The following is a 22470-nucleotide window of genomic DNA, read 5'->3' as shown; positions in this document are numbered from 1 at the left end:
TGACCAGCCAGTTCGCTTGACTACCCCAGATAACCGCAGGCCCACTTGACAAGGACGCCCGCCATATCAGGTGTGCTGCGGCTGTGGCTCGGTGGCGCGGTGATAGCGGTCGGCGAGTGCACGCACGAGTTCGACGAGTTCCGCGGGCTCCGTCACGGTGAAATCGACGCCGAGCAGGCCGAGGTGAACGGCGAGCGCCTCGATGCTGTCCGCGCCGGTGTCCAGCAGGCAGCGGGTGTCGTCGACCGGCGTGATCGTGCCGATGGCGGCGTTGATTCGTTCGGCGAGCTGTTCGGCTGGTACGTGCACGACGACCTGGGCCCGGTATCGCCAGGCAGCCGACGACACGCCCCGGCGTACCTGGTCGATGGCCTCCTCGGGGAGATCGCGGGGGGTGAATCGGGGACCCGTCGGGGTGCGTGGGTGGAGCCGGTCCACCCGGAACGTCCGCCAGCCGGCCCGCTCGACGTCGAACCCGACGAGGTACCACCGTCGTCCCCAGTTGACCAGTCGGTATGGTTCCACCTCGCGCCGGCTCTCGGAGCCGTCGTGGCTTCGGTAGTCGAATCGCAGGCGCTCGTGATCCCGGCAGGCGGCGGCGAGGGCGCTCAGCGTGTCCGCGTCCACCCGTGGGCCCAGGTCGTCCCGGGGTACCGCGACGGCGTACCGCTGGAGGGCGTTGACACGGCGCCGGAGCCGGGTCGGTAGCACCTGCTCCAGTTTGGCCAGCGCGCGCAGCGAGGTCTCCTCGACTCCGGTGATCGTGCCTCCGGCGGCGGTGCGCAGTCCGATCGCCACCGCGACCGCCTCTTCATCGTCGAGCAGCAGCGGCGGCAGCGCGGCCCCGGCACCGAGCCGGTAGCCGCCCACCGCGCCTCGGTTGCCGTGCACCGGATAGCCGAGGTTTCGCAGGCGTTCCACGTCGTTGCGGATGGTGCGGGTGCTGACCGACAGCCGTTCGGCCAGTTCGGCGCCGGTCCACTCGCGGGGCGTCTGGAGCAGCGAGAGCAGGCGCAGCAGCCGCGCCGAGGTTTCCAACATTCTTCGAGTCTGCCCGTTCATTAGGAACGGTTCTTACCTAATTGGTTCCTACGCTGATGACCATGACGAACGACAGCACGATCGCCCCGTTCCGGATCGACATCCCTCAGGCCGAGCTCGACGATCTACAGCAGAGGCTGGCCCGGACTCGGTGGGCGGAGGAGCTGCCCGCGAGCGAGTCGGCGCCGGTCGGCCCGGTGCCGCCGGGTTGGGAGTACGGCGTCCCGGTGGGCTACGTCAAGCAACTGGTCGAGCGGTGGCGCACGGGGTACGACTGGCGGGCCTGGGAGGCGAAGCTGAACGCGTACCCGCAGTTCACCACTGAGATCGACGGCCAGAACATCCACTTCCTGCACGTGCTGTCGCCGGAGCCGGACGCGACGCCGCTGATCCTGACCCACGGCTGGCCGACCTCGGTGGTCGAGTGGCTGGACGTGATCGGCCCGCTCACCGACCCGCGTGCGCACGGCGGCGGCCCGGCGGACGCGTTCCATCTGGTCATTCCGTCGGTGCCGGGCTTCGGCTTCTCCGGGCCGACCCGGGAGCGCGGCTGGAATCGGTACCGGGTGGCCCGGGCCTGGGCCGAGCTGATGCGCCGGCTCGGGTACGACCGGTACGGCGCGGCTGGCAACGACGGCGGATCGCTGATCTCGCCCGAGGTGGGCCGGGTTGACCCTGGGCACGTCTGTGGAGTGCACGTGACGCAGGTCTTCTCGTTCCCGTCGGGCGACCCCGCCGAGTCGGCCGGTCTGTCTGAGGAGGAGCGCGGAAAGCTCGCGTTCGCCGAGTGGTTCACCCAGAACCGGGGAGCGTATGACAAGCTCCAGTCCACCGAGCCGCAGAATCTGGCGCACGCACTGGCCGACTCACCGGCCGGCCTGCTGGGCTGGCACGCGCAGCTGCTCGGCGCTTCGCTCGACCCGGATTTCGTGCTCACGAACGTGATGATCTACTGGCTGACCAACACGGCCGCTTCAGCCGCCCGGTTCTACTACGAGGACGCGGCGGCGGCCCCTGTACAGCAGAAGTCGAACGGCCGGGGCACCTCCGTGCCCGAGCCGACCACCGTGCCCCTCGGCCTGGCCAACTTCGCCTGGGACTTTCAGTCGATCCGGACGTTCGCCGACCGCGACCACAAAAATATCTTCTCCTGGAACGTCTATGACCGGGGCAGCCACTTCGCCGCTCACGACGCCCCCGATCTGCTCGTCCACGACATACGGCAGTTCTTCCGCAAGGTTCGCTGACCGCCGCCGGTTTTTCGGCGGACTCCCCTCAGCCCCCATGTCTTCGCGCGAAAGGAAACACTCATGTATCTCGTCATCGGTGCCACGGCTCACTTCGGACGTCAGGCGGTAGAGGAGCTGGTCGCCGCGGGTGCGCCGGTGCGGGCGCTGACCCGTACTCCGGAGCGGGCGGAGCTTCCGGAGGAAGTCGACGTCGTCCGGGGCGATCTGACCAAGCCTGAGACGCTGCCGGCGGCGCTGGCCGGCGTCGAGGCCGCCTTCCTGGTTCTGCCGTACGGGATGGATGTCGCTCCGCTGCTGGCGGCCGCGGGCCAGGCCGGGGTACGGCGGCTGGTGTTCCTGTCCTCCGGGGCGGTCGTCCCAGGCGCCGAGCGGCAGCCCGACGTGATCGCCCAGTACCACCGCGATGTCGAGCGGGCCATCGAGGCGTCCGGGATCGAGTGGACGTTCCTGCGGCTGCTGTTCCCCGCCATCAACTCGTTGACGTTCGCGATGCAGCTCCAGGGCGGTGACGTCATTCGCGCGCCGTACACCGAAGCGGCCTTCAGCGCCGTGCACGAGCGGGACGTCGCCGAGGTGGCCGCGCGGACGTTGATCGGCGGCGGGCACGCAGGGCGGGCCTACGACCTGACCGGCCCCGAGTCGCTGACCCAGACACAGCAGGTCCGCATCCTCGGCGAGATGCTGGGGCGCCCGCTCACCGTCGAGGACCTCGACCCGGAGGCGGTGCTGGAGCAGATGAGCCGGTTCATGGACCCTGAGTTTCTGGCGGCGCTGTTCGGTCTCATGGCGCAGGCGGTCGGCAAGCCCGCGCCGGTCAACGACGTCATCGAGCAGATCACAGGGCACCCCGCGCGCGCCTACGCCCGGTGGGCCGCGGATCACCGGGCCGACTTCGGCGGCTGATCAACGAGGCTGGGGCGGCATCCGCCGCCCCAACGGTGTGGACGGAGAGGACGGCACGGTGGCACAGATGCTGGGGCGACGGGAGTTGGGGCGAGCGCTGCTGGCCCGTCAGTGGCTGCTGGAACGGGCCGAGGCGACCGCCGAGGAGGCGGTCACCCGGCTGGTCGGCATGCAGGCGCAGGCGCCGTACGCGCCCTACTTCGGGCTCTGGAGCAGGTTGCGGAAGTTCGGCACCGCCGACCTGGCGGACGCGCTGACCGAGCGCCGCCTGGTGCGGGTCGCGCTGATGCGCAGCACCATCCACCTGGTCACCACGGCGGACTACCGCTCGTTGCGGCCATGGGCGCAGCCCGCGCTCGACCGTGAGTTGGACACCGCGTTCAAGACGATCCTGACCGGTTTGGACCGTGTGGCCGTGGCGGAGTCGGGCCGGGCGCTGCTCGGCGCACGGCACCTCACCCCCAAGGAGCTCAGGGCGGCGCTGCACGAGCGGTGGCCCGACCGCGAGCCCCACGCGCTCGCCACCGTAGTGCGCAACCTGGTACCGCTGGTGCAGGTGCCACCACGCGCCGTCTGGGGCGTCGGTGGCACCACCCGGTACGCGACGGCGGCCGACTGGACCGGAGCCGAGCCCGCCCCCGCCGCCGACTCCGAACACATCGTGCTGCGCTACCTTGCCGCGTTCGGCCCGGCCTCGGTCACCGACGTGCAGACATGGGCCGGCCGAACCCGGCTGCGTCCCGTCCTGGAGAGACTACGGCCGCAACTGGCGGTCTTCCACGACGAGCACGGGATCGAGCTGTTCGACCTGCCGGATGCGCCACGCCCCGGCGCCGACGCCCACGCGCCGGTTCGCTTTTTGCCCGAATACGACAACCTGCTGGCCTCCCACGCCGACCGCACCCGCGTGATCTCGGAGCAGGACCGCAAACGGGTCATGACGCGCAACGGGATGCGCGCCACCTTCCTGGTGGACGGGCAGGTGACGGGCGCCTGGAAGCTCCATCTGGGCAAAGCATCAGCGACTCTGGAGATCGACCCGTTCCGGCCGCTGGCCACCACCGAGCGCGCCGAGGTCGAGGCCGAGGGCGCCCGGCTGCTGGAGTTCGCCGCGCCCGGCACCGACCACGACGTCCGCAGCGGCAGGGCCACGTTCATCGGCCGCGAGGATGCGGTGACCGGCGAGGAAACCGATCGGCAGTGATCAAGCCCCGCTTGAGGAAGTACAGCCGCAGTCCGGGGCGTGGCAGGCTCGCAGCTCGGCGATACCGGGGCCGCCGAACAGGTCGACGGCCTGCTGGGCGATCTCCGCCCGGGCCGTCGCTATCAGGTCCGCCGGACTGTGCGCCCGTACCTGTGGACCTTCACCCCAGGTCAGCTCGCGCCAGCGCGGCGCCGCCCGTACCTGATCGTTGATCACCTCGACGTACTGCTGCGGTACTTCTTCACCAAGAGCCGCGCCTACTCCACCACCCTCGGCGACCTGCGCCAGGCCCGCATCGACTGGACCCGCGCCCGCCTGTCGTATGACCCGGAAACCACCTTCGTCCTCGGCCATTGGCAGTACGCCGGACAGGGCTTCACACGTGGCGAATCCGCACTGGCCGTTTCCTTTGCGCCGGAGGTTCGCCATGGCTGATGACAGCCAGCTCTACCGCGTCCCGGACGCCATGCAGAAGCTCCGGATGAGCCGCTCCACTGGCGAACTGATCGCCTCCACCGAGATCACCGCAGGTTGGCACCACTCGGCCGGCAACGACCCACCCGAGTACGGCTATTCGGCCACGCTCACTGTCGCCGCCTGCACCCGCTCCATGCTCGGCTCCTTCCCGCAGCTGGCGCTCGGCCTGGTCCTCGACACCCCACACAAGCGCATCGGCGCCAACGCCATCACCACTCTGCGCCCACTGGCCCGGCTCGGCTTGCCCACCGCCTTCGCCGTCGTCGACCGCGCCTACACTGACCAGGCCGCCGATCACTTCGCCCGGCCCGCCCGGGCTCTGGGCTTCAAGCTGGCGCTCGACTACAAAGTAGGTCAGCGGGGAGTGCAGGGCAGCGCCCACGGCGCCCTGCTCATCGACGGCTCTCTGGCCTGCCCGCTGATGCCCCGCCGACTCGCCAATGCCACCACCAGCCTGGACGACGCCGCCGTCCGCACACCATCGGAAGAACTCACCGCGTTGATCGCTGCGCGAGAGCCGTACTTGCTGCGCCTCAAACAGAGCGCGAACGCAGACGGCGCCATCCGCTTGCAGTGCCCGGCAGCAGGACCCTCCCCGTCCCTCACCTGCCCCCGCTTCGACCGCCTCCACCAGCGCGGGCCCAGCCGCCCCACCGCGGTCGACCTGACCGACGCCCGGCAGCGAGCCGCCCACCCCGGCGGCTAAACCCCGCGTCCTGCCCCCGACACCCGACCACAAGACCGGCGAACTGCCGAAGATCTGCCACCAGCAGACCATCACCCTGCACACCGGCGACCTGGGCCACCTCGACAAATTCCGCCAGGACCTGACCTACCTGAGTCCTGCCTGGATCAGGACCTACAAGTCTGTCCGCGCCAATACCGAAGGCATCAACGGCAGGCTCAAGGGACATGACCTCGACCTCGGCGATCCCAAGAACCGGCTCGCCCACGGACGCGTCGCCCAGACCATCCTGGTCGCATTGCTCGTCACGGTCGCCAACGACCACTTCCTCGACCAGTGGCGCCACATCCACCAGCCCCAAAACGAGCCGATCACACCCGCCGACACCACGCGGGCCCCGGTCGAGCCCTTCGACGGCACGCCACCCGCAGGCCAGAGCAGACCACCACCCGGCCCATAAGCCGCAAAACCCGCCACCCCACCGCAGCGCCCAGCCCACCGTCGGCTTCGCCATGCCCAACGGCCGGATCTCGGTCCTCCACCAGCGGCCTGACACCACCCGGACACCTGCTCTGCGGTCCCTAAACCAGGACGAACCAGATTCGGAAACCCCTGAAACGACAAGATCCCGCCCGATCGCGATGATCGGACGGGATCCCGTCAACCTCAGTCCAGCCGTCTCAAGAACGGCCTTAGGTGGAGATGAGGGGATTCGAACCCCTGACCCCTTCGATGCGAACGAAGTGCGCTACCGGACTGCGCTACATCCCCGAAGACGTCCCCTAGATTAGCAAACATCCGGAGGCGCTCGCGCCATCCGTGCATCAGGGTGTGGAGGAGATCAGTCGCCGACCGCGCGGCGGTTCGGTTCGGCGTACTGGTCGAAGATCTCGTCGCGGTGGGCCGACAGGTCGATGATCTCGGCGGCCGGGCGCCGCGTCTCAAGCTCGGCCCGCCTGCGGGCCCGTCTGACGCGTTCCGCACGCGCTTGGGCCGCGGCCTGACGACGCTGGGCGTCGAGCCGTACGGCGCTCCTGAGGACCACCAGATAGAGGCCGAGAAGGGTCACAGAGGGCGCCACGCCCCACCAGGGGATGACCTGAACAGAGGCCGTCACCGTTGAGGCGACGACCAGGAGAAAGCACCATAGGGTCAACCGTCTGCGTTTGGCCACCCGTCTGGCCCGGCCGCGCAGTTCCGCGCGCCTGCGTTCCATGGCGGAGCGCCGTAGGGGCCGGGGAGGCGGGACGGAGGTCCCACGAGGCGCGGGCGCCTCCGCCGAGGTCTCCCGGAAGCCGGACGACGCCCCTGCCGGACGATCGGACGCTCCAGCCTGACGGGGGTCGGAGGTCCCTGCCGGATGGGGGTCGGACGGTCTGTCCAGGTTTTCCCGAACGACCGGGGCCGACGACGTCGAGGGGAGGACGATGTCACGCTGCGTTTCGATCGAGTCCTCTGAGGGCAGTTCCTCCTCATCCTGAACGTACGGCTCGGTGAGTTCGGTGAAGGCGGCCCGGTCGCGACGCAACCACATGGGCACTAGCACGCACAACCACATGACGACAATGGCCAGGTACAGAAGAACACTGCTCACGGCCACCTCCGGGCAGCATGGAAACGCCTGGGGTCCTTTGGCGTCTCCAATGTGCTCACGTCACGCACAGTAAGACCGCGTGTCACTATTTGACGAGTATTCAGTGCGGTGTGTCGCGAGATCTTCAAGCCTCTTCATGGGGAGGGCCACCATGGGCCGCCGCCTCCCGGGCCCTGCGCCAACGCACCAGCAAACCTCTCGGTGCGTCTTCAACCGTGAGCGCGTAACAAATGTGGTCGCGCCAAGCGCCATCTATGTGCAGCTGGCGCCGTCTTATGCCTTCTTCCCTAAACCCCAGTTTTTCAACCACCCGTCGGCTCGCGTGATTTTCCGGGCGAATATTCGCCTCAACCCGGTGCAGACCGGTGGTGAAGAAGCAGTAGTCGACCGCCATCGCCACGGCGGTCGGGGTGATGCCCCGGCCCGCCAGGGCGCCGTCGATCCAGTAGCCGATCTGAGCCGACCTGGCCGAGCCCCAGACGATGGCGCCGATGGTGAGCTGCCCGGCGAAGGCGCCACGGTAGGTCATCACCCAGGGCAGGGCGAGCCCCTGCCTGGCCTCCCTACGCAGGGTGCCCGCCATCGAGACGTAGGGGCCGAGACCGGTCCTGAAGAGCGGGGTCTCCGGATTGCTCGGCTCCCAGGGGCGCAGCCAGCCGGCGTTGCGCAGCCGTGTCTCGCGCCAGACACGAACGTCTCGCAGGCGCAGCGGCCGGAGTCCCACCGGGCCCTCCGTCAAGGTCACCGGCCAGCCACGAAGTCGATCCACATTCCCCATCATCCCCCCAAGACGCGCCGACGTGCCATGGAGTCCCCCGGCCTGTCAGCGTGTGCGGCAGGAGGGCGTCATCGGGGGTGGTCGCCTCCCCTGATCTGGTCGACCGCGTGGCCGAGGATCGGCGCGAGCACCGCCATGCCGTCGCGGACCCCGCCGGAGGAGCCCGGGAGGTTGACGACCAGGGTGTCGGCGGCCTGTCCCGCGAGCCCTCTGGACAGGATCGAGGTGGGCACCCGGTCACGGTTGGCCTGCCGTACGGCCTCGGCGATGCCGGGGATCTCGCGGTCGAGCACCCGCGCGGTCATCTCCGGGGTCAGGTCGGAGGGGGTCAGCCCGGTGCCGCCGGTGGTGACGATCACGTCGTAGTCTTCGGCGATCCCGGCGCGCAGGGCCTGTTCGACCGGCTCCCCGTCGGGGACCACCCGTGGGCCGTCCACCTGGCATCCGGCCTCGGCGAGCAGCTCCGCCAGAAGCTTTCCTGATTTGTCCTCGTATATCCCGGCAGAGGCCCGGTTGGAGGCGGTGATCACCAAGGCTCTCATGTCCTGGTCCACGTCCCGGTCTTGCCGCCGGTCTTCTCCTCGACCCGGACGTCGGTGATCACGGCCGCCGGATCGACCGCCTTGACCATGTCGATCAGTGTGAGGGCCGCGACCGAGACGGCGGTCAGCGCCTCCATCTCGACGCCGGTCCGGTCGGCGGTCCTGACCAGGGCGACGATGTCCACCCCGTCGTCGGCCACGGCCAGCTCGACCTTCACCCCGTGCAGCGCGATCGGATGGCAGAGCGGGACCAGGTCAGGGGTGCGCTTGGCCCCCATGATGCCCGCGATCCGCGCGGTGCCGAGCGCGTCGCCCTTGGGCACCTCGCCCGACCGCAGCAGGGCGACGGCCTGCTCGGACAGCAGCACCCTGCCGGTCGCGCGGGCCGTACGGACCGTGACGTCCTTGGCCGAGACGTCCACCATGCGCGCCGCGCCGGTCTCGTCGATGTGCGTGAAGCCACTCATAGCGGGATGACCTCGACTTCCGTTCCCTCGGACACCGCGGTTACGTCCTCGTCGACCACGATCAACGCGTTCGCCGTGGCGAGCGCGGCGAGCTGATGGGAGCCCTGCCTGGTCACCGGGGTGACGGACCCCCCGATGAGCACGGCGCGCAGGTAGGACCGCTTGCCCTGGGGTGAGCGCAGCGGGGCGAGGGTCACGGCCCGTACGGTGTGCGTGGGCCCCGGCGCCAGCCCTCGCATCTTCCGCAGCGCGGGCCCGACGAACAGGACGAACGACACGAACGACGACACCGGGTTGCCCGGCAGGGCGAAGACCGGGATCCGGCCCTCCCCCGCGACGCCGAAGCCCTGGGGCATGCCCGGCTGCATCGCGACCTTCTCGAAGCGGAAGGTGTCGAGATCGCCGAGCGCCTCCTTGACCGGCTCGTAGGCGCCCATCGAGACCCCGCCGCTGGTGATCACGGCGTCGACCTCGGGCAGGTGCGCGTTGAGCTGGTCGAGGAAGCCCGCGGCGTCGTCGGCGGTGATCCCGGCCCGGTAGGCCTCACCGCCCGCCTCCCGCACCGCCGCGGCCAGGGCGTAGCTGTTGGACTCCCAGATCTGCCCCGGCCCCAGCGGCGTGCCCGGCTCGGCCAGTTCGGAGCCGGTCGAGATGACCACCACCCGGGGGCGGGGCCGTACCAGCGCGTGGGCGCGGCCGACCCCGGCCAGGATGCCGAGCTGGGCGGGTCCGATCAGCGTTCCCTCGGGGAGCACGACGTCGCCCGCCATGACGTCCTCGCCCGCCAGGCGGATCGCGTTCCCGGCGGGCGCGGACCGTTCGAACCTGGCCTGTTCCCTACCGCCGTCCGTCCACTCGACCGGTATGACCGTGTCGGCGCCCCCGGGCATGGGGGCGCCGGTCATGATGCGCATGGCCGTTCCCGGCGCGACGACCGGCCGTCCGCCCTCGCCGGCCGCGACGTCACCGGTGACCGGCAACGTCACCGGGACCTCCGCGATGTCACACGCCCGTACGGCGTAGCCGTCCATGGCCGAGTTCGCGAAGGGCGGCAGCGCGACGGGAGAGGCGACATCCTCGGCCAGGACCGTGCCCAGCGCCTCCTGAAGCCCCGTCTCCCTCGGGGCCGTCGGCCGTACGGCGAGCAGGATGTCGGCGAGGTGCTCGTCGACCGATCTCATCGAGGTCATCGGTTGGCCAGGAACTCCTTCAGCCAGGGCAGGAACTCGGGCGCCAGGTCGGGTCGGTCGGCGGCGAACTGGACCACCGTGCGCAGGTAGTCGAGCTTGTTGCCGGTGTCGTAGCGACGGCCGCGGAACAGCACGCCGTGCACCGGGCCACCCTCGTCGCCGCCGCGGGCGGCCAGGGTGCGCAGGGCGTCGGTGAGCTGGATCTCGTTCCCGCGACCGGGCGGGGTGTTCTCAAGGACCTCGAACACGGCCGGGTCGATCACGTAACGGCCGATGATCGCCCAGTTGGACGGAGCCTCCTCCGCCGGGGGCTTCTCGACCAGGTCGGTGACCCGGACCACGTCGTCCTCTTCGGTCGGCTCGATGGCCGCGCAGCCGTACAGGGAGACCTGCTCCTTGGGGACCTCCATCAGGGCGATGACGCTGCCGCCGTGGGCCTGGCGGACCTCGATCATGCGTTTGAGCAGTTCGTCACGGTAGTCGATCAGGTCGTCACCGAGCAGACAGGCGAAGGGGTTGTCTCCGACGTGCTGCTTGGCGCACAGCACCGCGTGGCCGAGACCCCTCGGCTCGCCCTGCCGTACGTAGTGGAGGGTGGCCAGGTCGGCGGGCTCGCGCACCTGCGAGAGCCGTTCGTCGTCGCCCTTGGCTTCCAGGACTTCCTCCAGCTCGATGGCTCGATCGAAGTGGTCCTCGATGGAGCGCTTGTTCTTGCCGGTGACCATGAGGACGTCGAGCAGACCGGCGGAGACCGCCTCCTCGACGACATACTGGATTGCGGGCTTGTCGACGATCGGCAACATCTCCTTGGGAGTCGCCTTGGTCGCCGGTAGGAAGCGGGTGCCCAGGCCCGCGGCAGGGACGACGGCTTTGGTCACGAGATCGAAGTCGGCCATACGAAAACGATAGTGGAGGGGTTGTGGACAAGCCGAGGCTGCGGTCGGCGATCGGAGCCGCGCGCGCCGCGGTTTCCGAGGACGACAGGCACACCGCCTCCGTCATGACGAGGGAGTCGCTGCTCGAACAGCCGTGGGTCCAGATGGCGGGGCTGGTGGCGTGTTACTGGTCGATCGGCACCGAGCCCTCGACCCACGGGCTTGTCTTCGCGCTGTGGAAGCACGGCGCCACCGTGATGCTGCCGGTGCTGCGTGAGGACGACGATCTCGACTGGGCGGTCTACGACGGCCCCGACACCCTCACCCCCGGGCGTTTCGGGATCATGGAGCCGGTCGACACCCGGCGCGGCGTGGACGCCGTCAAAACCGCGGCTCTGGTGATCGTGCCCGCCCTGGCGGTAGACCGCTCCACCGGGGTACGACTCGGCCGCGGTGGCGGCTCCTATGACAGGGCCCTGGCCAGGGTCGGCCCGAATGTGCCCACGGTCGCCCTGCTCTATGCGAATGAGCTGTGGGAGGACGTCCCCGGAGAACCGCACGACATACCGGTTCGTTACGTCGCGCAACCAAATGGAATCACCCGAATTGTCCCTTGATGTGCCTAACGACTCTGTCCAATACGACACAATGGTCCCTGGAATCAGAGAGGGGACCGGATGGGGTTGGATGTCTGGCTGCTTCTCGGTGCGGGTGTCGTCATCGCGGCGATCATCGCGGTACGGGTCGCCCACCGCAGCGGACTTCCCAGTCTCCTGATCTTCCTGGCCTTCGGTCTGCTCATCGGTGAGTCCGGCCTCGGGCTCCAGTTCGAGAACCCGGTGCTCGCCCAGCAGATGGGCCTGATCGCCCTGGCGGTGATCCTCGCCGAAGGTGGCCTGACCACCAACTGGAGCCACGTACGACGCTCCATTCCCACCGCGCTCGTGCTCGCGACCGTCGGAGTCGGGGTGAGCATCGCCACCGTCGCCGCCGCGGTGCACACCCTGCTCGACATGGACTGGCGGACCTCGCTGCTACTCGGCGCGGTCCTCGCCTCGACCGACGCCGCGGCGGTGTTCTCCGTACTGCGCCGCCTGCCCCTGCCCTCCCGGCTGGCGGGCATCCTCGAAGCCGAGTCCGGGTTCAACGACGCGCCGACCGTCATCGCGGTCATGCTGCTGAGCGCCGCCACCTCCCCCAGCCTGGGAGAGGCGCTGCTCATGGTCGTCGTCGAACTGGCCGTCGGAGCGGTCGTCGGCCTGGCGGTCGGGCCGCTCGGCGTCTACGCGCTGCGCCGTATCGCGCTGCCGGTCTCCGGCCTGTATCCGATCGCGGTGCTCGCGCTGGCGTTCGTCGCCTACGCGGGCGCCGTACTCCTGCACGGCAGCGGTTTCCTCGCGGTCTACCTGGCCACCCTGGTCATGGGCAACTCCCGGATGCCCCACCGCGCCTCGTCGAGGGGCTTCGCCGAGGGCGTCGCCTGGCTGGCCCAGATCGGCCTGTTCGTCATGCTCGGCATGCTGGCCAGCCCTTCCGAGATGCCGTCGGCGATCATTCCGGGCCTGGTCGCCGGACTGATCCTGGTCGCCGTCGCCAGACCGCTCTCGATCGTGGTCTCCGCCCTGATCGTCAGGAGCGCGCGGATCGACCGGCTCAACTGGCGGGAACAGGCCTTCCTGTCCTGGGCGGGACTGCGCGGCGCGGTGCCCATCGTGCTGGCGACCATCCCCTGGGCGGCCAACTCGGTGCACAACGGCGTCGCGAAACTCGTGTTCAACGAGGTCTTCGTGATCGTCGTCGTCTACACGCTGTTGCAGGGGCCGACGCTGCCCTTCGTCGCCAAGGCCCTCGGCCTGTCGACACCGGACGAGGCACGTGACCTCGAGGTCGAGTCCGCTCCCCTTGAGGAGCTCAACGCCGACCTGCTGCAGATCAAGGTGCCGCCGACCTCCAAGCTCCAGGGCGTCGAGGTCTTCGAACTACGGTTGCCGACCGACGCCCAGGTCACCCTGATCGTCAGGGAAGGCAGAACGTTCGTTCCCTCGGACTCGACGAGGATCAAGATGGACGACCAACTCCTGATCGTGACGACCGCGGCCTGCAGGGAAACGGTCGAGCGCAGGATGAAGGCGATCAGCCGCCGGGGCAAGCTGGCGGGCTGGTTCGGCGAGCTGGGCAGCTGATCCATCCATTCCTACCCGGAATGCGACAGATCCGACTCGCGTTTATGCTTGTCGGCTGCCTATCATTAGCAGTCGCGTCAGTAGAGTGCCAGACGGCGCGGATCGAAGGAGGAGGAACGGTGCCCACCTACCAGTACGCCTGCAGCGCATGCGGCAACGAGTTCGACATCGTCCAGAAGTTCTCAGACGACGCGCTCACCGAGTGTCCGTCCTGTGCCGGTGAGCTGCGCAAGGTGTTCTCCGCGGTCGGCATCGTGTTCAAGGGCTCCGGCTTCTACCGGACCGACAGCCGGTCCTCCTCGACCAGCACGGTGAGCTCGTCCTCGGCGTCCGCCTCCTCCGGCTCGTCCGGAGAATCGAAGTCAAGCGAGTCCAAGTCGAGCGAGTCCAAGCCCGCCGCCGCCGGCACCCCGGCCCCCGCGGCCTCCTAACGCGGCGCCCATCACGCTCCGGCGGCTCCTCGGGGGCGGTCGGAGGCTGAGCCGAGCATCTCGTGGGGCAGCCTGTCCAGCAGCTCACGAAGCCCGGGATGCCGCGCGGGGTCCCAGTCGTCGATCATCCGCCGCAGCCCCTCACGGGCCTCGGCGACAAGCACCCCGGCCACCCGTTCACCGGCCGGGGTCAGTTCAAGGCGCCCGCCGCCGTCGGTACGGCGGGCCAGCCCTCGCGTGACGAGCAGATCCGCGTACGGCCTGCCCCTCTCGACCGTGACCCCCGCCCGCTCGGCGAGTTCCACGCTTTTCTGACCGCCCCCGGTGCCCAACCTGGCGATCAGCCACACCGAACCCGGTGGCAGGTCGAGACCGCTCGCCTCCCCGAGGCGACGGTAGTAGTCCCGGCGCATGTCCGCGTCGGCCAGCCGCCACAGCCCGCGTTCCACCTCGCTCAGCGAGGAACGCTGCGCGGACACCGCGCCGTAGCACTCCCCCAGGTCCACGGGCCTGGTGGTCTCGCGCAACGGCACCTCGGGCAGCAGCCAGGCCGCGGCGAAGGCCACCAGCGCGACGGGCGCGGTGTACAGGAACACCCCGGCGATCGCGTCCGAGTAGGCCGCCAGGAACGCCGCCATGGCCCCGGGCTCCAGCCTCCTGACGGCCGTCGGATCCGACTGGACCGCCGTGGCGACCCCCGGCGGGAGCCGTACGGTCCGCGACAGCCGTACGAGGTCGTCGGTCAGCCGTGAGGCGAAGACCGTGCCCGCGACGGCGACGCCGAAGGAGCCGCCGACGGAGCGGAAGAAGGTGACCCCCGAGGTGGCCACCCCCAGGTCCTCGAAACCGACGGCGTTCTGCACCACGATCACCAGCACCTGCATCACCAGGCCGATGCCGACGCCCAGCACGAGCAGGTAGACGCTCAGTTCGAGGACCGGGATGTCCACCCGGACCCGGGAGAGCAGACAGAGCCCGAGCGTGGTGACCGCGCCGCCCGCGATCGGGAAGACCTTGTACCTCCCGGTCCTGGTGATGATCTGACCGCTGACGATCGAGGTCACCAGCATGCCCGCCATCATCGGCAGCAGGTGGATGCCGGACCACGTGGGCGACACCCCCTGCACGACCTGGAGGAACAGCGGCATGTAGGTGAGCGAGCCGAACATCGCGAAGCCCACGGCGAAGCCGATCAGCGACGCCACGCCGAAGGCCCTCGACCGGAACAGATGGGGCGGCAGCACGGGCTCCCTTGCCCGGTTCTCCACCCACCACCAGAGGGCCAGCAGGAGCGCCGCCACCAGCACCAGGCCGACGACGACGGGATGGGTCCAGGGGTAGACGGTGCCGCCCCAGGTCGTCACCAGCACCAGGCAGGCGGCGGCCGAACCGAGCAGGACGATGCCGAGGTGGTCGATGACGTGGTGGTCGATGACGTGGTGGGTCCGTTCCGTGTCCTGGGGCAGCGCGGAGGAGATGACGGCGAACGCCAGAACCCCGACCGGCAGGTTGACGTAGAAGACCCAGTGCCAGGACAGACGGTCGACGAACAGGCCGCCGAGCAGCGGCCCCGCGACGCTGGAGACGGCGAAGACCGCGCCGAAGAACCCCTGGTATCTCCCACGCTCCCTGGCCGGCACGACGTCCCCGACGATCGCCTGGGCCAGCACCATGAGCCCGCCCCCGCCGAGCCCCTGCAGCGCGCGGAAGCCGATCAGCTGTCCCATGTTCCGCGACAGGCCGCACAGCGCGGAGCCGACGAGGAAGATGACGACGGCGGCCTGGAAGAGTCCCTTCCTGCCGTACTGGTCGCCGAGTTTGCCCCACAACGGCGTCGAGACCGTCGAGGCGAGCATGTAGGCCGTGACCACCCAGGAAAGCTCCCCGAGGCCGCCGAGGTCGGCCACGATCGTGGGAAGCGCGGTGGCGACGATGGTCTGGTCGAGGGCGGCGAGCAACATGCCCAGCATGAGCGCCCCGATGACGAGCCCCACCCCGGCCCCCGTACGGCGCGCGACATCCATGCCGTTCCCCTACCCACGGCCCTTGTTTCCGACGGCCTGCTCCGGCAGGGATCAACCGGGTTTGTTCTTCGCCTGGACCATGTTCATCCGGGCCATGTCTGTCCCGGCGGCGCCCGTCGTGTCCGGCTCTCACGGTTGTCGGATCGCCCCGGAGGAAGCGGATGACGATTCCTTTACGACAGGAGCCGTCGTCCCTGGTGAACCGTTTCCGCACCGCTTTCCCATGGATCATGGGCTTTTACGTGACCCACCGCCCTTGACCATTCCCATAGCGGGTTTCACGAGCCATGACGCGGTTGTCCAGGATTACGACCTGGTTTTCCACAGGGAGAATGTGCTGTTCTTCAGTTATCCACAGGACGCGCATGGGCCTCCTCAACGGCTCGTCGATAACGCTAATCTCGGCGCCATGGTCACCAAAGCGGACATCGGAGTCATCGGCGGCTCGGGCTTCTACTCTCTGCTCGACGACGCGGCAGAGATCGAGGTAACCACCCCCTACGGCCCGCCCAGCGACGTCATCACCGTCGGCCGGATCGGATCGCGGTCGGTCGCCTTCCTGCCCAGGCACGGCCGCGACCACCGTTTCGCCCCTCACCTCATCCCCTACCGCGCCAACCTGTGGGCACTGCGCTCCCTGGGTGTCCGCCAGGTCCTGGCCCCCAGCGCGGTCGGTTCACTGCGTCCCGAGCTCGGCCCCGGCACCCTGGTCGTTCCCGACCAACTCGTCGACCGCACCCTCGGGCGCATCCAGACCTACTACGACACCGGCGGCGTCGTTCACGTCTCCTTCGCCGATCCCTACTGTCCCCTGGGGCGCACGGCGGCCATCGAAACCGCCCAGTCCTCCGGGTGGGAGCTGGCGAAGGACGGCACGCTGGTGGTCATCGAGGGCCCCCGGTTCTCCACCCGCGCCGAGTCCCGCTGGTTCACCTCCAACGGCTGGACGATCGTCGGCATGACCGGCTCCCCCGAGGCGGTCCTCGCCCGTGAGCTGGCCATGTGCTACACCACGCTGTCCCTGGTCACCGATCACGACGCCGGCGTCGAGGTGGGTGAAGGGGTCACCCACGAGGAGGTCCTGGCCTTCTTCTCCACCAACATCAACCGGATGCGCTCCCTGGTCGCCGACGTCGTCACCGCCCTGCCCGAAGAGCGCACCTGTCCCTGCCCCAACACTCTGAACGGCCTGTCCCTCCCCTTCGAACTCCCCGGCTGACCAAGTTCTCCTACGGCAGGCGCCCGGCTTCCGCGCCGGGCCTGCCGTACGGCACCGCCTGTCCGCTCTGTTCGGCTGTCCCCGATACCACCGCCCGAGACGACGTATCTCCGTACGGCGGGATCCGGCCGCTCAACCTACCCGCGTGCTCCTCAGTCCGCCGAGCATCGCCTCGCTCCGCGAGAGGCGCCCCCTCACCACTCCCGAGGCCGCATTCCAGGCCTCCGGTGTCTCAGAAGGCCTTTCTTCCCGCGGCCCCTCACCGGGTTCCATCGCGTCGACGCCTCCCGCCTTCCGGCGTTCTCCCCCGCCGCCCCACCCACCGATGTCCGGCCGTTCCGACGACCGGATCTTCGACCACCCCTGGAGCCAGACATGCGCGTCCTCCGCGATCCGGCCGGTCCCCCGGCCCGGTCTTCCGTCCGTCCTCGTGCCCCCTCCGCTCCCGGCTCCCCTGTCCGTGGCGTGGATGCCCTGCTCCGTTTCGGAGGGCGTCGTCATCGGATCGTGGCGACCTTCGTCGCCGCGTTGGCGATGGCCTGTGCCCTGGTCGGGTTACGGCCCGGCAGCGCGTCGGTGACCGTGCTCACCGCGGCCAGGGATCTCGCCGGAGGGGCACTGGGCGCCTCCGACCTGAGAGCGGTCGCCATGCGGCCCGAGACCGTCCCCGACGGCGCGCTGAAACCCGGCGCGCCGATCGTCGGCAGGGTCCTGACCGGCCCCGTGCGTCGAGGGGAGCCGCTGACGAACGTCCGTCTGCTGGGTCCCGGCCTGCTGTCCGCCCGGGGGCCGGGGACGGTCGCCACCCCTGTCCGGGTCGCGGACCCTCAGACGGCGCGCCTGCTGTCCGCCGGTGACGTCGTGAACGTGCTCGCCACCCCGTCCTCCTGGGACGGCTCCGCCCCCGCCCGGACCGTGGCCGAGGGGGTCACCGTACTGGCCACGCCTGGAGGCGAGGCGGACCAGGGGGCGCTCGTGGTGCTGGCCACCTCGTCGGCACAGGCCGCCGAGCTGGCGTCCGCCCAGGTTGGTGGCCACCTCTCGATCACCATCAACCCTCACATAAAGTAATGTGACAGATACTCATGGTGATGAAACGAATGCCGGCTGAGCGCATGGACGAGGGGGAACCATGATCAACGGATTCAAGAAATTCCTGCTGCGGGGCAACGTGATCGACCTCGCCGTCGCGGTGATCATCGGCGCCGCCTTCACGGCGATCGTGAACTCCTTCGTCAGCGACATCCTCACGCCGTTGATAGCCGCCATCGGCGGGCGTCCCGACTTCTCCGCGCTCACCCTGCGCATCGGCGGTGGCGAGATCAAATACGGCCTCTTCCTCAACGCCCTGATCTCGTTCCTGATCGTGGCGGCCGTCATCTACTTCCTCATCGTCAGCCCCTACGAGAAGCTCTCCTCCAGGTTCGCCAGGCGGGAGGAGAGCAGCCTGCGCGACTGCCCGGAATGCCTCTCCGAGATCCCCCGGGCCGCCGTCCGCTGTTCCCAGTGCACCGCCCAGGTCACCCCTGTCCGCTGATCACGAAAGGCGCCGGCCACGAAAGACGCGCCCTGGTTTCGCGACCGCGTCGCAGCTCTACAGCAGGGAGCCAAGCTTCGGGTCGTACTCCCAGTGCCAAGGCTCAAAAGGACTGACATACGCCCATTTCGGATGCATCCAGCCGTACTTCTTGCTGTTGGCCTCCAGCCAGCTGAACTCGGCCGACCGGAACCGCTCCACGCCTCCGCACAGGTCCACGGCGAGCCCGAGACCGTGGTTGCTGCGACCGGGCACGGCGGCGAATCCGGGCCTGCGGTAGTAGACGGACTGCTGTTCGGCCAGACTCCGATAGCTGTCCGTCACGCACATGGGCTTGCCGAACCTCTGCCGGTAGGCCTCGTTCAGGCTGATGAACGCCAACGCCGCGTCGGCCCTCAGCTGGTTGCCCTGTTGCTGAAGCGGACAGAGATACGCCTTGGGGATCAGACCGTTGGGGAAGTCTTCCAGTGAGGTCGCCCTCGTCGGATCACACCCTCCTACGGGGTTACCCGACCTGTTGACCTTGACCCCCAGTTTCACCAGTGCCTGCGTCAGCGATTTCACAATCTTGGAGGAGCGGTCCCTGAGGGTCTGGATCTCGGCGTTCATCTGGGCTTCCGCCAGAAGGGTGCTCGCCCGGAGTTCCTGGGCCTCCCCCGCCAGGCGCTCCTTCTCCGCCTGCAGACGGGCGCCGTCCCCGAGGACCTGGTTGCGTTCGGCCGCGATCTGGTTGATGTCGGCCATGGCTCTGAGGGTGGAGGCGTCGGCGTCACCGGCCAGGAAGAAGAGGGCGTCGCCCCCGAGGGGACGCTGGTAGAGCTGGCCGATCAGGTCCGACAGTGGCTGTCGCAGCTGCGCGAAGGCCCGCTCCGCGACCTGCAACTCACGGAGTTTGGCGGCCAGCTCCTTCTCCGAGGCCTGGATCTTGGCGCGCCTCTGCTCCAACGCCTTTGTCGCGCTCTCCAGCTCCTTGGCGGCTTTCTCCGCCTCACGCCGCAGCTCGGTGAGGTTGACGGGGTCACGAAGGGTTCCAGTCGGGGCGACCTGCGTTTTCTCTGCGAGGGCGATCGACTTACCGGCGGCGACCGACTGGGCCTTCGTCTGCGTCGGCTTCGCGGCAGCCACCCCCGGGACGAGGGAAGACATCGCCGTGACGACGACGATCAGGCCCGCCGATCGACGAGGTGGCACGTTCGACCCCTCCGTTTGCGAACTCGTGACCTGGGTCAGGCACGCACGTTACTACAGTCAACCAAGTGCCTGGGTCGGACTCAGTACAGCTGATATGCGCCAAACACCCCATTTGACCATCTGGTGGCTCAGGTCTTGTTACGCATCTCTTCCATGCAGACCTCCCACAACCAGGTGTTCCGCCACTCCTTGGGGCACTCGAATCTGTCGTTCGACGGTTCGGGGCGCGGAGGCTTCTGGACAGGCCGCCGCACCGGCGGAGCCGGACGCTTCTTTCTGATCACACGAGTCGGGGGAGGCGGCTTGGCGACCCCCGCGGAGCGCGCCTTCGGGACGGCCACCGGTGGCACCCGCCTCCCGTAGACGCGGACGAGCCCATGCCGATGCGGGACGCCCTTCGGTCTCAGGACCGTACTCGGCGAGACGGTCTCCGGCCGTTGGAGCGTGCCTGGAGGAACGGCCTCGGCCCTCCGCACCACATCCCGCACCGGTGCGATCGTGACGGGCACCAGGGCGATGGCCCGCGACGAACCACCGTTTCCCTCCTCCTCCGTCACTCCCCAAACCCCAAGTGCCTGCCTCGCCGTTTTCACCCTTTCCCTGTAGGACTCACGGCGGCCACGATCATGGGCTCGAGCGAGAGCCCAGTCCTTCTCGTGCTTCAAGGCTCTACCGATGTCACCGAGCCCTCGAAAGGCGGGTTGCGTGTCGAAGCCCTCGAAACCCTTACGGATGCCATGAAACCCCTGGGTGTGGGACTCGTGTGGGATACGAGGTCCACGAGGCAGACCGTCACGGAACTGTCCCCCGGCGACTCCGCGAGAGCCTGCCCGGTATCCGGCGAGTTCCGCCACCAGCAGGCTTATCGCCAGAAGCACGGGCGCCAGCATCGCCCCGCACAGCACGAGCAGCTGCAACGCTCGGTGCCCGTGGATTCGCTTGCGTTGCCCGTCCGTCACGGAGTGTGACACTAAGCGTCGTCACTCCGGCGGCACTCGTCCACTTGCCGCCCTTTTACCGCAGCTCAGCGAACCGATAACCCGGCGATCGTCGCCAACTCCCCCTCCGGGCGCGCATCCACTCCACACTTTCGCTACTCTTATGGAGAGTCCCTGCCTCCGTAGCTCAGGGGATAGAGCACCGCTCTCCTAAAGCGGGTGTCGCATGTTCGAATCATGCCGGGGGCACTCACCTAGATCGCCATATTCGGCCCCTGACCTGCGGTTTCACAGCCGCAGGTCTTTCGTTTGGTCATCCTCGATAGGCAGCGGACAGTGCCCGTACGCAGCCGTACGACCATGATCAGGGGACATACGGGGGATAATCTTGGAAGCATTCCCCCAGGTCAACCCCTGATTTCGGGTCATCCACGCAGCGACAACCCGCTACGACCGCCTCCGCCTGCGGGCGACGCAGTCGTCGATCGTGCCAAATACGTGCGTATAACCCGGAACAGCAACCGGCCATCCCCATTGGGGGCGTCGTCGCTCCCCTGGGCAACGCCCTGGCCACGGACCACTGCCCGTCTACGAGGGCACCGTCGGCAGTCTCCTCACTGAGGACGCCGGCACGCTGTGGGAGCGCGTCAAGGAACGATAGAGCGACCCATTCGTCGTGGAGGCCCTGTCAGCGGTCCGCTCGATGGAGGACTGGGCCGAGGCCACCCAGCGCATCGACTACCACTTCGGCACCGACGAGGTCCGTCGCCGCATCGACCGCCGCCCGGCTTACACCCTGGGCGACGGGACGAGCGATCAGAGGCACATCGCGTCGATGACCGGCCCTGCCGCTTGTCACCAGCTCTGATGCGCGTTCATGGCGCGGTGCGGCCGATGCGCTGCAGGCACCGCTTCATGATGACCACGAGGGCTTTTTGATCGTCGGCGAGATGTCCCATGTAGGCGTGGCCCGCGACCGCGTCCGCGGATTCGGTGAGGTCGTCTCCCAGCGCGTCCAGCAGCACCTTCACGGCCGCACGGCGTGGTGTCCAGTCCGGACCGGGTTCTCGTGAGACCTCGTCGCGCAGTAGGGCGACCTGGCGGCGGACCTCCCGCCGCCGGATGGCGTCGTCGTCGCCGCGCAGGAACTCCAGCGCCTCGGCCACTGCGGGGTGCGACAGTTGCGAACCCTGGACCACCGCCTCCGTCATCAGATAGCGGATGGAAGCCGCCTTGCCGGGCGACAGATCATCGAGGATGGCCCGTACTTCGGGTCGGTTCAGTACGCGGTGGTCGCGTAACTGATCGGGAACGATGTCGTCGGGGAGCGGATTCTCGACGAGCAGACGCGTGAGACCGCCACCCAGCAGCCACTCCTCCGTGAGGCGGGCACCGGTGATGTGCTCCGCCGCCAGGAGTGCGGCGGCTTGGAGCCCGATGACGTCATCGGTGCCGACCGCGTCGATGACCGCGTCGGCGTCACCCGGAAGGCGGTCGGAGCCGGACGGGGAGGACGTCAACCGGACGGCCAGCAACCGCCCGGCGGCGGCGTAGCTGAGCCGGTCGTACCGGCCTCCGTTGAGCAGCACGTTCACCGCCCGCCCCTGGGCCGACAACGCCTTCAGCACTTCGGGTCGTGCGCCCTCGCACCCGTTCGGTTCGACGACCAGCGTCCAGTCGCCGATCATCCCGGCCACCAGGCTGGGCAAGAGGCCGGGAATGTCCGCGTTGTACTGCTCGAGCTGGGCGTCCTCGAAGCTCAGTGACTCGGCCGCGGCGAGGTCGGCGCCGAAGGCTCGCGCCACGTCGTCCAGCCCCGAGCCCTCGCACCAGGTCAGACAGGTGGGATCGGAGAACCACGCGGAGACGAGTCCCTCGTAATGGGTGGGGTCGTCTTCCCTCATGCCATGGTCTCCATCGTGAGGAGCCGGCGGGCGTCCT

Annotated in this window: 24 protein-coding genes and 2 tRNA genes; 14 read left to right on the top strand and 12 right to left on the bottom strand. The window is 68.8% G+C overall.

Features of this window, described 5'->3' with window-relative positions; genetic code table 11:
• Positions 1–66 precede the first annotated feature (66 nt).
• Positions 67–1041 carry a YafY family protein gene (locus ACFYY8_RS07945; RefSeq protein WP_344211092.1) on the bottom strand — a complete coding sequence of 325 codons (975 nt, stop codon included), beginning with the start codon at positions 1039–1041 and terminating at the stop codon, positions 67–69.
• Positions 1042–1097: 56 nt separating this feature from the next.
• Here ACFYY8_RS07945 and ACFYY8_RS07940 point away from each other — a divergent pair, with 56 nt between their 5' ends.
• The 3 genes from ACFYY8_RS07940 (at position 1098) to ACFYY8_RS07930 (ending at position 4398) form a co-directional block, all read left to right on the top strand.
• Complete coding sequence (locus ACFYY8_RS07940; RefSeq protein ID WP_390038347.1) at positions 1098–2288, top strand: epoxide hydrolase family protein; 1191 nt, start codon at positions 1098–1100, stop codon at positions 2286–2288.
• 63 nt (positions 2289–2351) lie between these two features.
• The gene (locus ACFYY8_RS07935) at positions 2352–3194 is read left to right on the top strand and encodes an NAD(P)H-binding protein (protein WP_390038344.1); all 843 of its coding nucleotides are present in this window, start codon (positions 2352–2354) and stop codon (positions 3192–3194) included.
• A gap of 67 nt (positions 3195–3261) precedes the next feature.
• Positions 3262–4398, top strand: a complete 1137-nt coding sequence (locus tag ACFYY8_RS07930; RefSeq protein ID WP_390039049.1) for a winged helix DNA-binding domain-containing protein — start codon at positions 3262–3264, stop codon at positions 4396–4398.
• On the opposite strand, the gene ACFYY8_RS07925 is transcribed toward ACFYY8_RS07930, so the two are convergent.
• Positions 4399–4614, bottom strand: coding sequence for a hypothetical protein (locus ACFYY8_RS07925; protein WP_390038342.1), 216 nt, complete (start codon positions 4612–4614; stop codon positions 4399–4401).
• On the opposite strand from ACFYY8_RS07925, the gene ACFYY8_RS07920 reads away from it, so the two are divergent.
• From ACFYY8_RS07920 to ACFYY8_RS07910, 3 genes are all read left to right on the top strand, one after another.
• The gene (locus ACFYY8_RS07920; protein ID WP_390038340.1) at positions 4537–4833 is read left to right on the top strand and encodes a replication initiator; all 297 of its coding nucleotides are present in this window, start codon (positions 4537–4539) and stop codon (positions 4831–4833) included. The genes ACFYY8_RS07925 and ACFYY8_RS07920 overlap by 78 nt on opposite strands.
• Positions 4826–5581 (top strand): hypothetical protein, encoded by a 756-nt coding sequence (locus tag ACFYY8_RS07915; RefSeq protein ID WP_390038338.1) that lies wholly within the window; start codon positions 4826–4828, stop codon positions 5579–5581. The genes ACFYY8_RS07920 and ACFYY8_RS07915 overlap by 8 nt, the downstream gene beginning before the upstream one ends.
• Positions 5582–5858: 277 nt before the next feature.
• Positions 5859–6020 (top strand): hypothetical protein, encoded by a 162-nt coding sequence (locus ACFYY8_RS07910; protein WP_390038336.1) that lies wholly within the window; start codon positions 5859–5861, stop codon positions 6018–6020.
• A gap of 237 nt (positions 6021–6257) precedes the next feature.
• Here ACFYY8_RS07910 and ACFYY8_RS07905 read toward each other — a convergent pair.
• The 7 genes from ACFYY8_RS07905 to galU form a co-directional block, all read right to left on the bottom strand.
• Positions 6258–6331, bottom strand: a tRNA-Ala gene (locus tag ACFYY8_RS07905).
• A gap of 70 nt (positions 6332–6401) precedes the next feature.
• The gene (locus ACFYY8_RS07900) at positions 6402–7154 is read right to left on the bottom strand and encodes a hypothetical protein (RefSeq protein ID WP_390038334.1); all 753 of its coding nucleotides are present in this window, start codon (positions 7152–7154) and stop codon (positions 6402–6404) included.
• A 124-nt stretch (positions 7155–7278) separates the two neighbouring features.
• Entirely contained in the window at positions 7279–7932 is a 654-nt protein-coding gene (locus ACFYY8_RS07895) for a GNAT family N-acetyltransferase (RefSeq protein WP_390039047.1), read from the bottom strand.
• Positions 7933–8000: 68 nt separating this feature from the next.
• Positions 8001–8474: a MogA/MoaB family molybdenum cofactor biosynthesis protein gene (locus ACFYY8_RS07890; protein WP_352014180.1), complete on the bottom strand. Its 474-nt coding sequence runs from the start codon at positions 8472–8474 to the stop codon at positions 8001–8003.
• Positions 8471–8941 (bottom strand): cyclic pyranopterin monophosphate synthase MoaC, encoded by a 471-nt coding sequence (gene moaC / locus ACFYY8_RS07885; protein ID WP_390038331.1) that lies wholly within the window; start codon positions 8939–8941, stop codon positions 8471–8473. Before moaC ends, ACFYY8_RS07890 begins: the two co-directional genes overlap by 4 nt.
• Positions 8938–10122 (bottom strand): gephyrin-like molybdotransferase Glp, encoded by a 1185-nt coding sequence (glp, locus tag ACFYY8_RS07880; RefSeq protein WP_390039045.1) that lies wholly within the window; start codon positions 10120–10122, stop codon positions 8938–8940. The genes moaC and glp overlap by 4 nt, the downstream gene beginning before the upstream one ends.
• A gap of 5 nt (positions 10123–10127) precedes the next feature.
• Entirely contained in the window at positions 10128–11027 is a 900-nt protein-coding gene (galU, locus tag ACFYY8_RS07875) for a UTP--glucose-1-phosphate uridylyltransferase GalU (protein WP_390038329.1), read from the bottom strand.
• 23 nt (positions 11028–11050) lie between these two features.
• Here galU and ACFYY8_RS07870 point away from each other — a divergent pair, with 23 nt between their 5' ends.
• The 3 genes from ACFYY8_RS07870 (at position 11051) to ACFYY8_RS07860 (ending at position 13620) form a co-directional block, all read left to right on the top strand.
• Positions 11051–11623 (top strand): 5-formyltetrahydrofolate cyclo-ligase, encoded by a 573-nt coding sequence (locus tag ACFYY8_RS07870; protein WP_390038328.1) that lies wholly within the window; start codon positions 11051–11053, stop codon positions 11621–11623.
• Between the two features lie 60 nt (positions 11624–11683).
• Positions 11684–13189 carry a potassium/proton antiporter gene (locus ACFYY8_RS07865; RefSeq protein WP_390038326.1) on the top strand — a complete coding sequence of 502 codons (1506 nt, stop codon included), beginning with the start codon at positions 11684–11686 and terminating at the stop codon, positions 13187–13189.
• A 119-nt stretch (positions 13190–13308) separates the two neighbouring features.
• Entirely contained in the window at positions 13309–13620 is a 312-nt protein-coding gene (locus ACFYY8_RS07860) for an FmdB family zinc ribbon protein (RefSeq protein WP_390038324.1), read from the top strand.
• Between the two features lie 11 nt (positions 13621–13631).
• On the opposite strand, the gene ACFYY8_RS07855 is transcribed toward ACFYY8_RS07860, so the two are convergent.
• A complete protein-coding gene (locus tag ACFYY8_RS07855) occupies positions 13632–15644 on the bottom strand; it encodes an MFS transporter (RefSeq protein WP_390038322.1) in 2013 nt (670 codons plus the stop codon).
• Between the two features lie 409 nt (positions 15645–16053).
• Between ACFYY8_RS07855 and ACFYY8_RS07850 the strand changes: the two genes are divergently transcribed.
• The 3 genes from ACFYY8_RS07850 to mscL all read left to right on the top strand — a co-directional run bounded on the left by ACFYY8_RS07850 (position 16054) and on the right by mscL (position 18400).
• Positions 16054–16863 (top strand): S-methyl-5'-thioadenosine phosphorylase, encoded by an 810-nt coding sequence (locus ACFYY8_RS07850; protein ID WP_390038320.1) that lies wholly within the window; start codon positions 16054–16056, stop codon positions 16861–16863.
• A gap of 507 nt (positions 16864–17370) precedes the next feature.
• Positions 17371–17934: an SAF domain-containing protein gene (locus ACFYY8_RS07845; protein ID WP_390038318.1), complete on the top strand. Its 564-nt coding sequence runs from the start codon at positions 17371–17373 to the stop codon at positions 17932–17934.
• A 61-nt stretch (positions 17935–17995) separates the two neighbouring features.
• On the top strand, positions 17996–18400 hold the full coding sequence (gene mscL, locus ACFYY8_RS07840; protein WP_390038316.1) for a large conductance mechanosensitive channel protein MscL: 405 nt from the start codon (positions 17996–17998) through the stop codon (positions 18398–18400).
• Between the two features lie 57 nt (positions 18401–18457).
• On the opposite strand, the gene ACFYY8_RS07835 is transcribed toward mscL, so the two are convergent.
• The gene (locus ACFYY8_RS07835) at positions 18458–19591 is read right to left on the bottom strand and encodes a D-alanyl-D-alanine carboxypeptidase family protein (RefSeq protein WP_390038314.1); all 1134 of its coding nucleotides are present in this window, start codon (positions 19589–19591) and stop codon (positions 18458–18460) included.
• Between the two features lie 1114 nt (positions 19592–20705).
• Between ACFYY8_RS07835 and ACFYY8_RS07830 the strand changes: the two genes are divergently transcribed.
• A tRNA-Arg gene (locus ACFYY8_RS07830) sits at positions 20706–20778 on the top strand.
• Between the two features lie 427 nt (positions 20779–21205).
• On the top strand, positions 21206–21397 hold the full coding sequence (locus ACFYY8_RS07825) for a hypothetical protein (protein ID WP_390038312.1): 192 nt from the start codon (positions 21206–21208) through the stop codon (positions 21395–21397).
• Positions 21398–21404: 7 nt separating this feature from the next.
• Here ACFYY8_RS07825 and ACFYY8_RS07820 read toward each other — a convergent pair whose 3' ends face one another.
• A complete protein-coding gene (locus ACFYY8_RS07820) occupies positions 21405–22433 on the bottom strand; it encodes a DUF6461 domain-containing protein (protein WP_390038310.1) in 1029 nt (342 codons plus the stop codon).
• Positions 22434–22470: the final 37 nt, after the last annotated feature.

It is taken from the genome of Streptosporangium sp. NPDC001559 (genome assembly GCF_042893955.1).
Classification (GTDB): Bacteria; Actinomycetota; Actinomycetes; order Streptosporangiales; family Streptosporangiaceae; genus Streptosporangium.
Note: the sequence above shows the minus strand (reverse complement) of the source record. Positions and strands in the feature narration are given on the sequence as shown.

Coding starts and splice junctions, on each gene's coding strand:
- ACFYY8_RS07850 (WP_390038320.1), top strand. CDS start 16,054: ATGGTCACCAAAGCGGACATCGGAGTCATCGGCGGCTCGGGCTTCTAC.
- ACFYY8_RS07930 (WP_390039049.1), top strand. CDS start 3,262: ATGCTGGGGCGACGGGAGTTGGGGCGAGCGCTGCTGGCCCGTCAGTGG.
- galU (WP_390038329.1), bottom strand. CDS start 11,027: ATGGCCGACTTCGATCTCGTGACCAAAGCCGTCGTCCCTGCCGCGGGC.
- ACFYY8_RS07945 (WP_344211092.1), bottom strand. CDS start 1,041: ATGTTGGAAACCTCGGCGCGGCTGCTGCGCCTGCTCTCGCTGCTCCAG.
- ACFYY8_RS07820 (WP_390038310.1), bottom strand. CDS start 22,433: ATGAGGGAAGACGACCCCACCCATTACGAGGGACTCGTCTCCGCGTGG.
- ACFYY8_RS07915 (WP_390038338.1), top strand. CDS start 4,826: ATGGCTGATGACAGCCAGCTCTACCGCGTCCCGGACGCCATGCAGAAG.
- ACFYY8_RS07855 (WP_390038322.1), bottom strand. CDS start 15,644: ATGGATGTCGCGCGCCGTACGGGGGCCGGGGTGGGGCTCGTCATCGGG.
- mscL (WP_390038316.1), top strand. CDS start 17,996: ATGATCAACGGATTCAAGAAATTCCTGCTGCGGGGCAACGTGATCGAC.
- ACFYY8_RS07935 (WP_390038344.1), top strand. CDS start 2,352: ATGTATCTCGTCATCGGTGCCACGGCTCACTTCGGACGTCAGGCGGTA.
- ACFYY8_RS07890 (WP_352014180.1), bottom strand. CDS start 8,474: ATGAGAGCCTTGGTGATCACCGCCTCCAACCGGGCCTCTGCCGGGATA.
- ACFYY8_RS07895 (WP_390039047.1), bottom strand. CDS start 7,932: ATGGGGAATGTGGATCGACTTCGTGGCTGGCCGGTGACCTTGACGGAG.
- moaC (WP_390038331.1), bottom strand. CDS start 8,941: ATGAGTGGCTTCACGCACATCGACGAGACCGGCGCGGCGCGCATGGTG.
- ACFYY8_RS07865 (WP_390038326.1), top strand. CDS start 11,684: ATGGGGTTGGATGTCTGGCTGCTTCTCGGTGCGGGTGTCGTCATCGCG.
- ACFYY8_RS07940 (WP_390038347.1), top strand. CDS start 1,098: ATGACCATGACGAACGACAGCACGATCGCCCCGTTCCGGATCGACATC.
- glp (WP_390039045.1), bottom strand. CDS start 10,122: ATGAGATCGGTCGACGAGCACCTCGCCGACATCCTGCTCGCCGTACGG.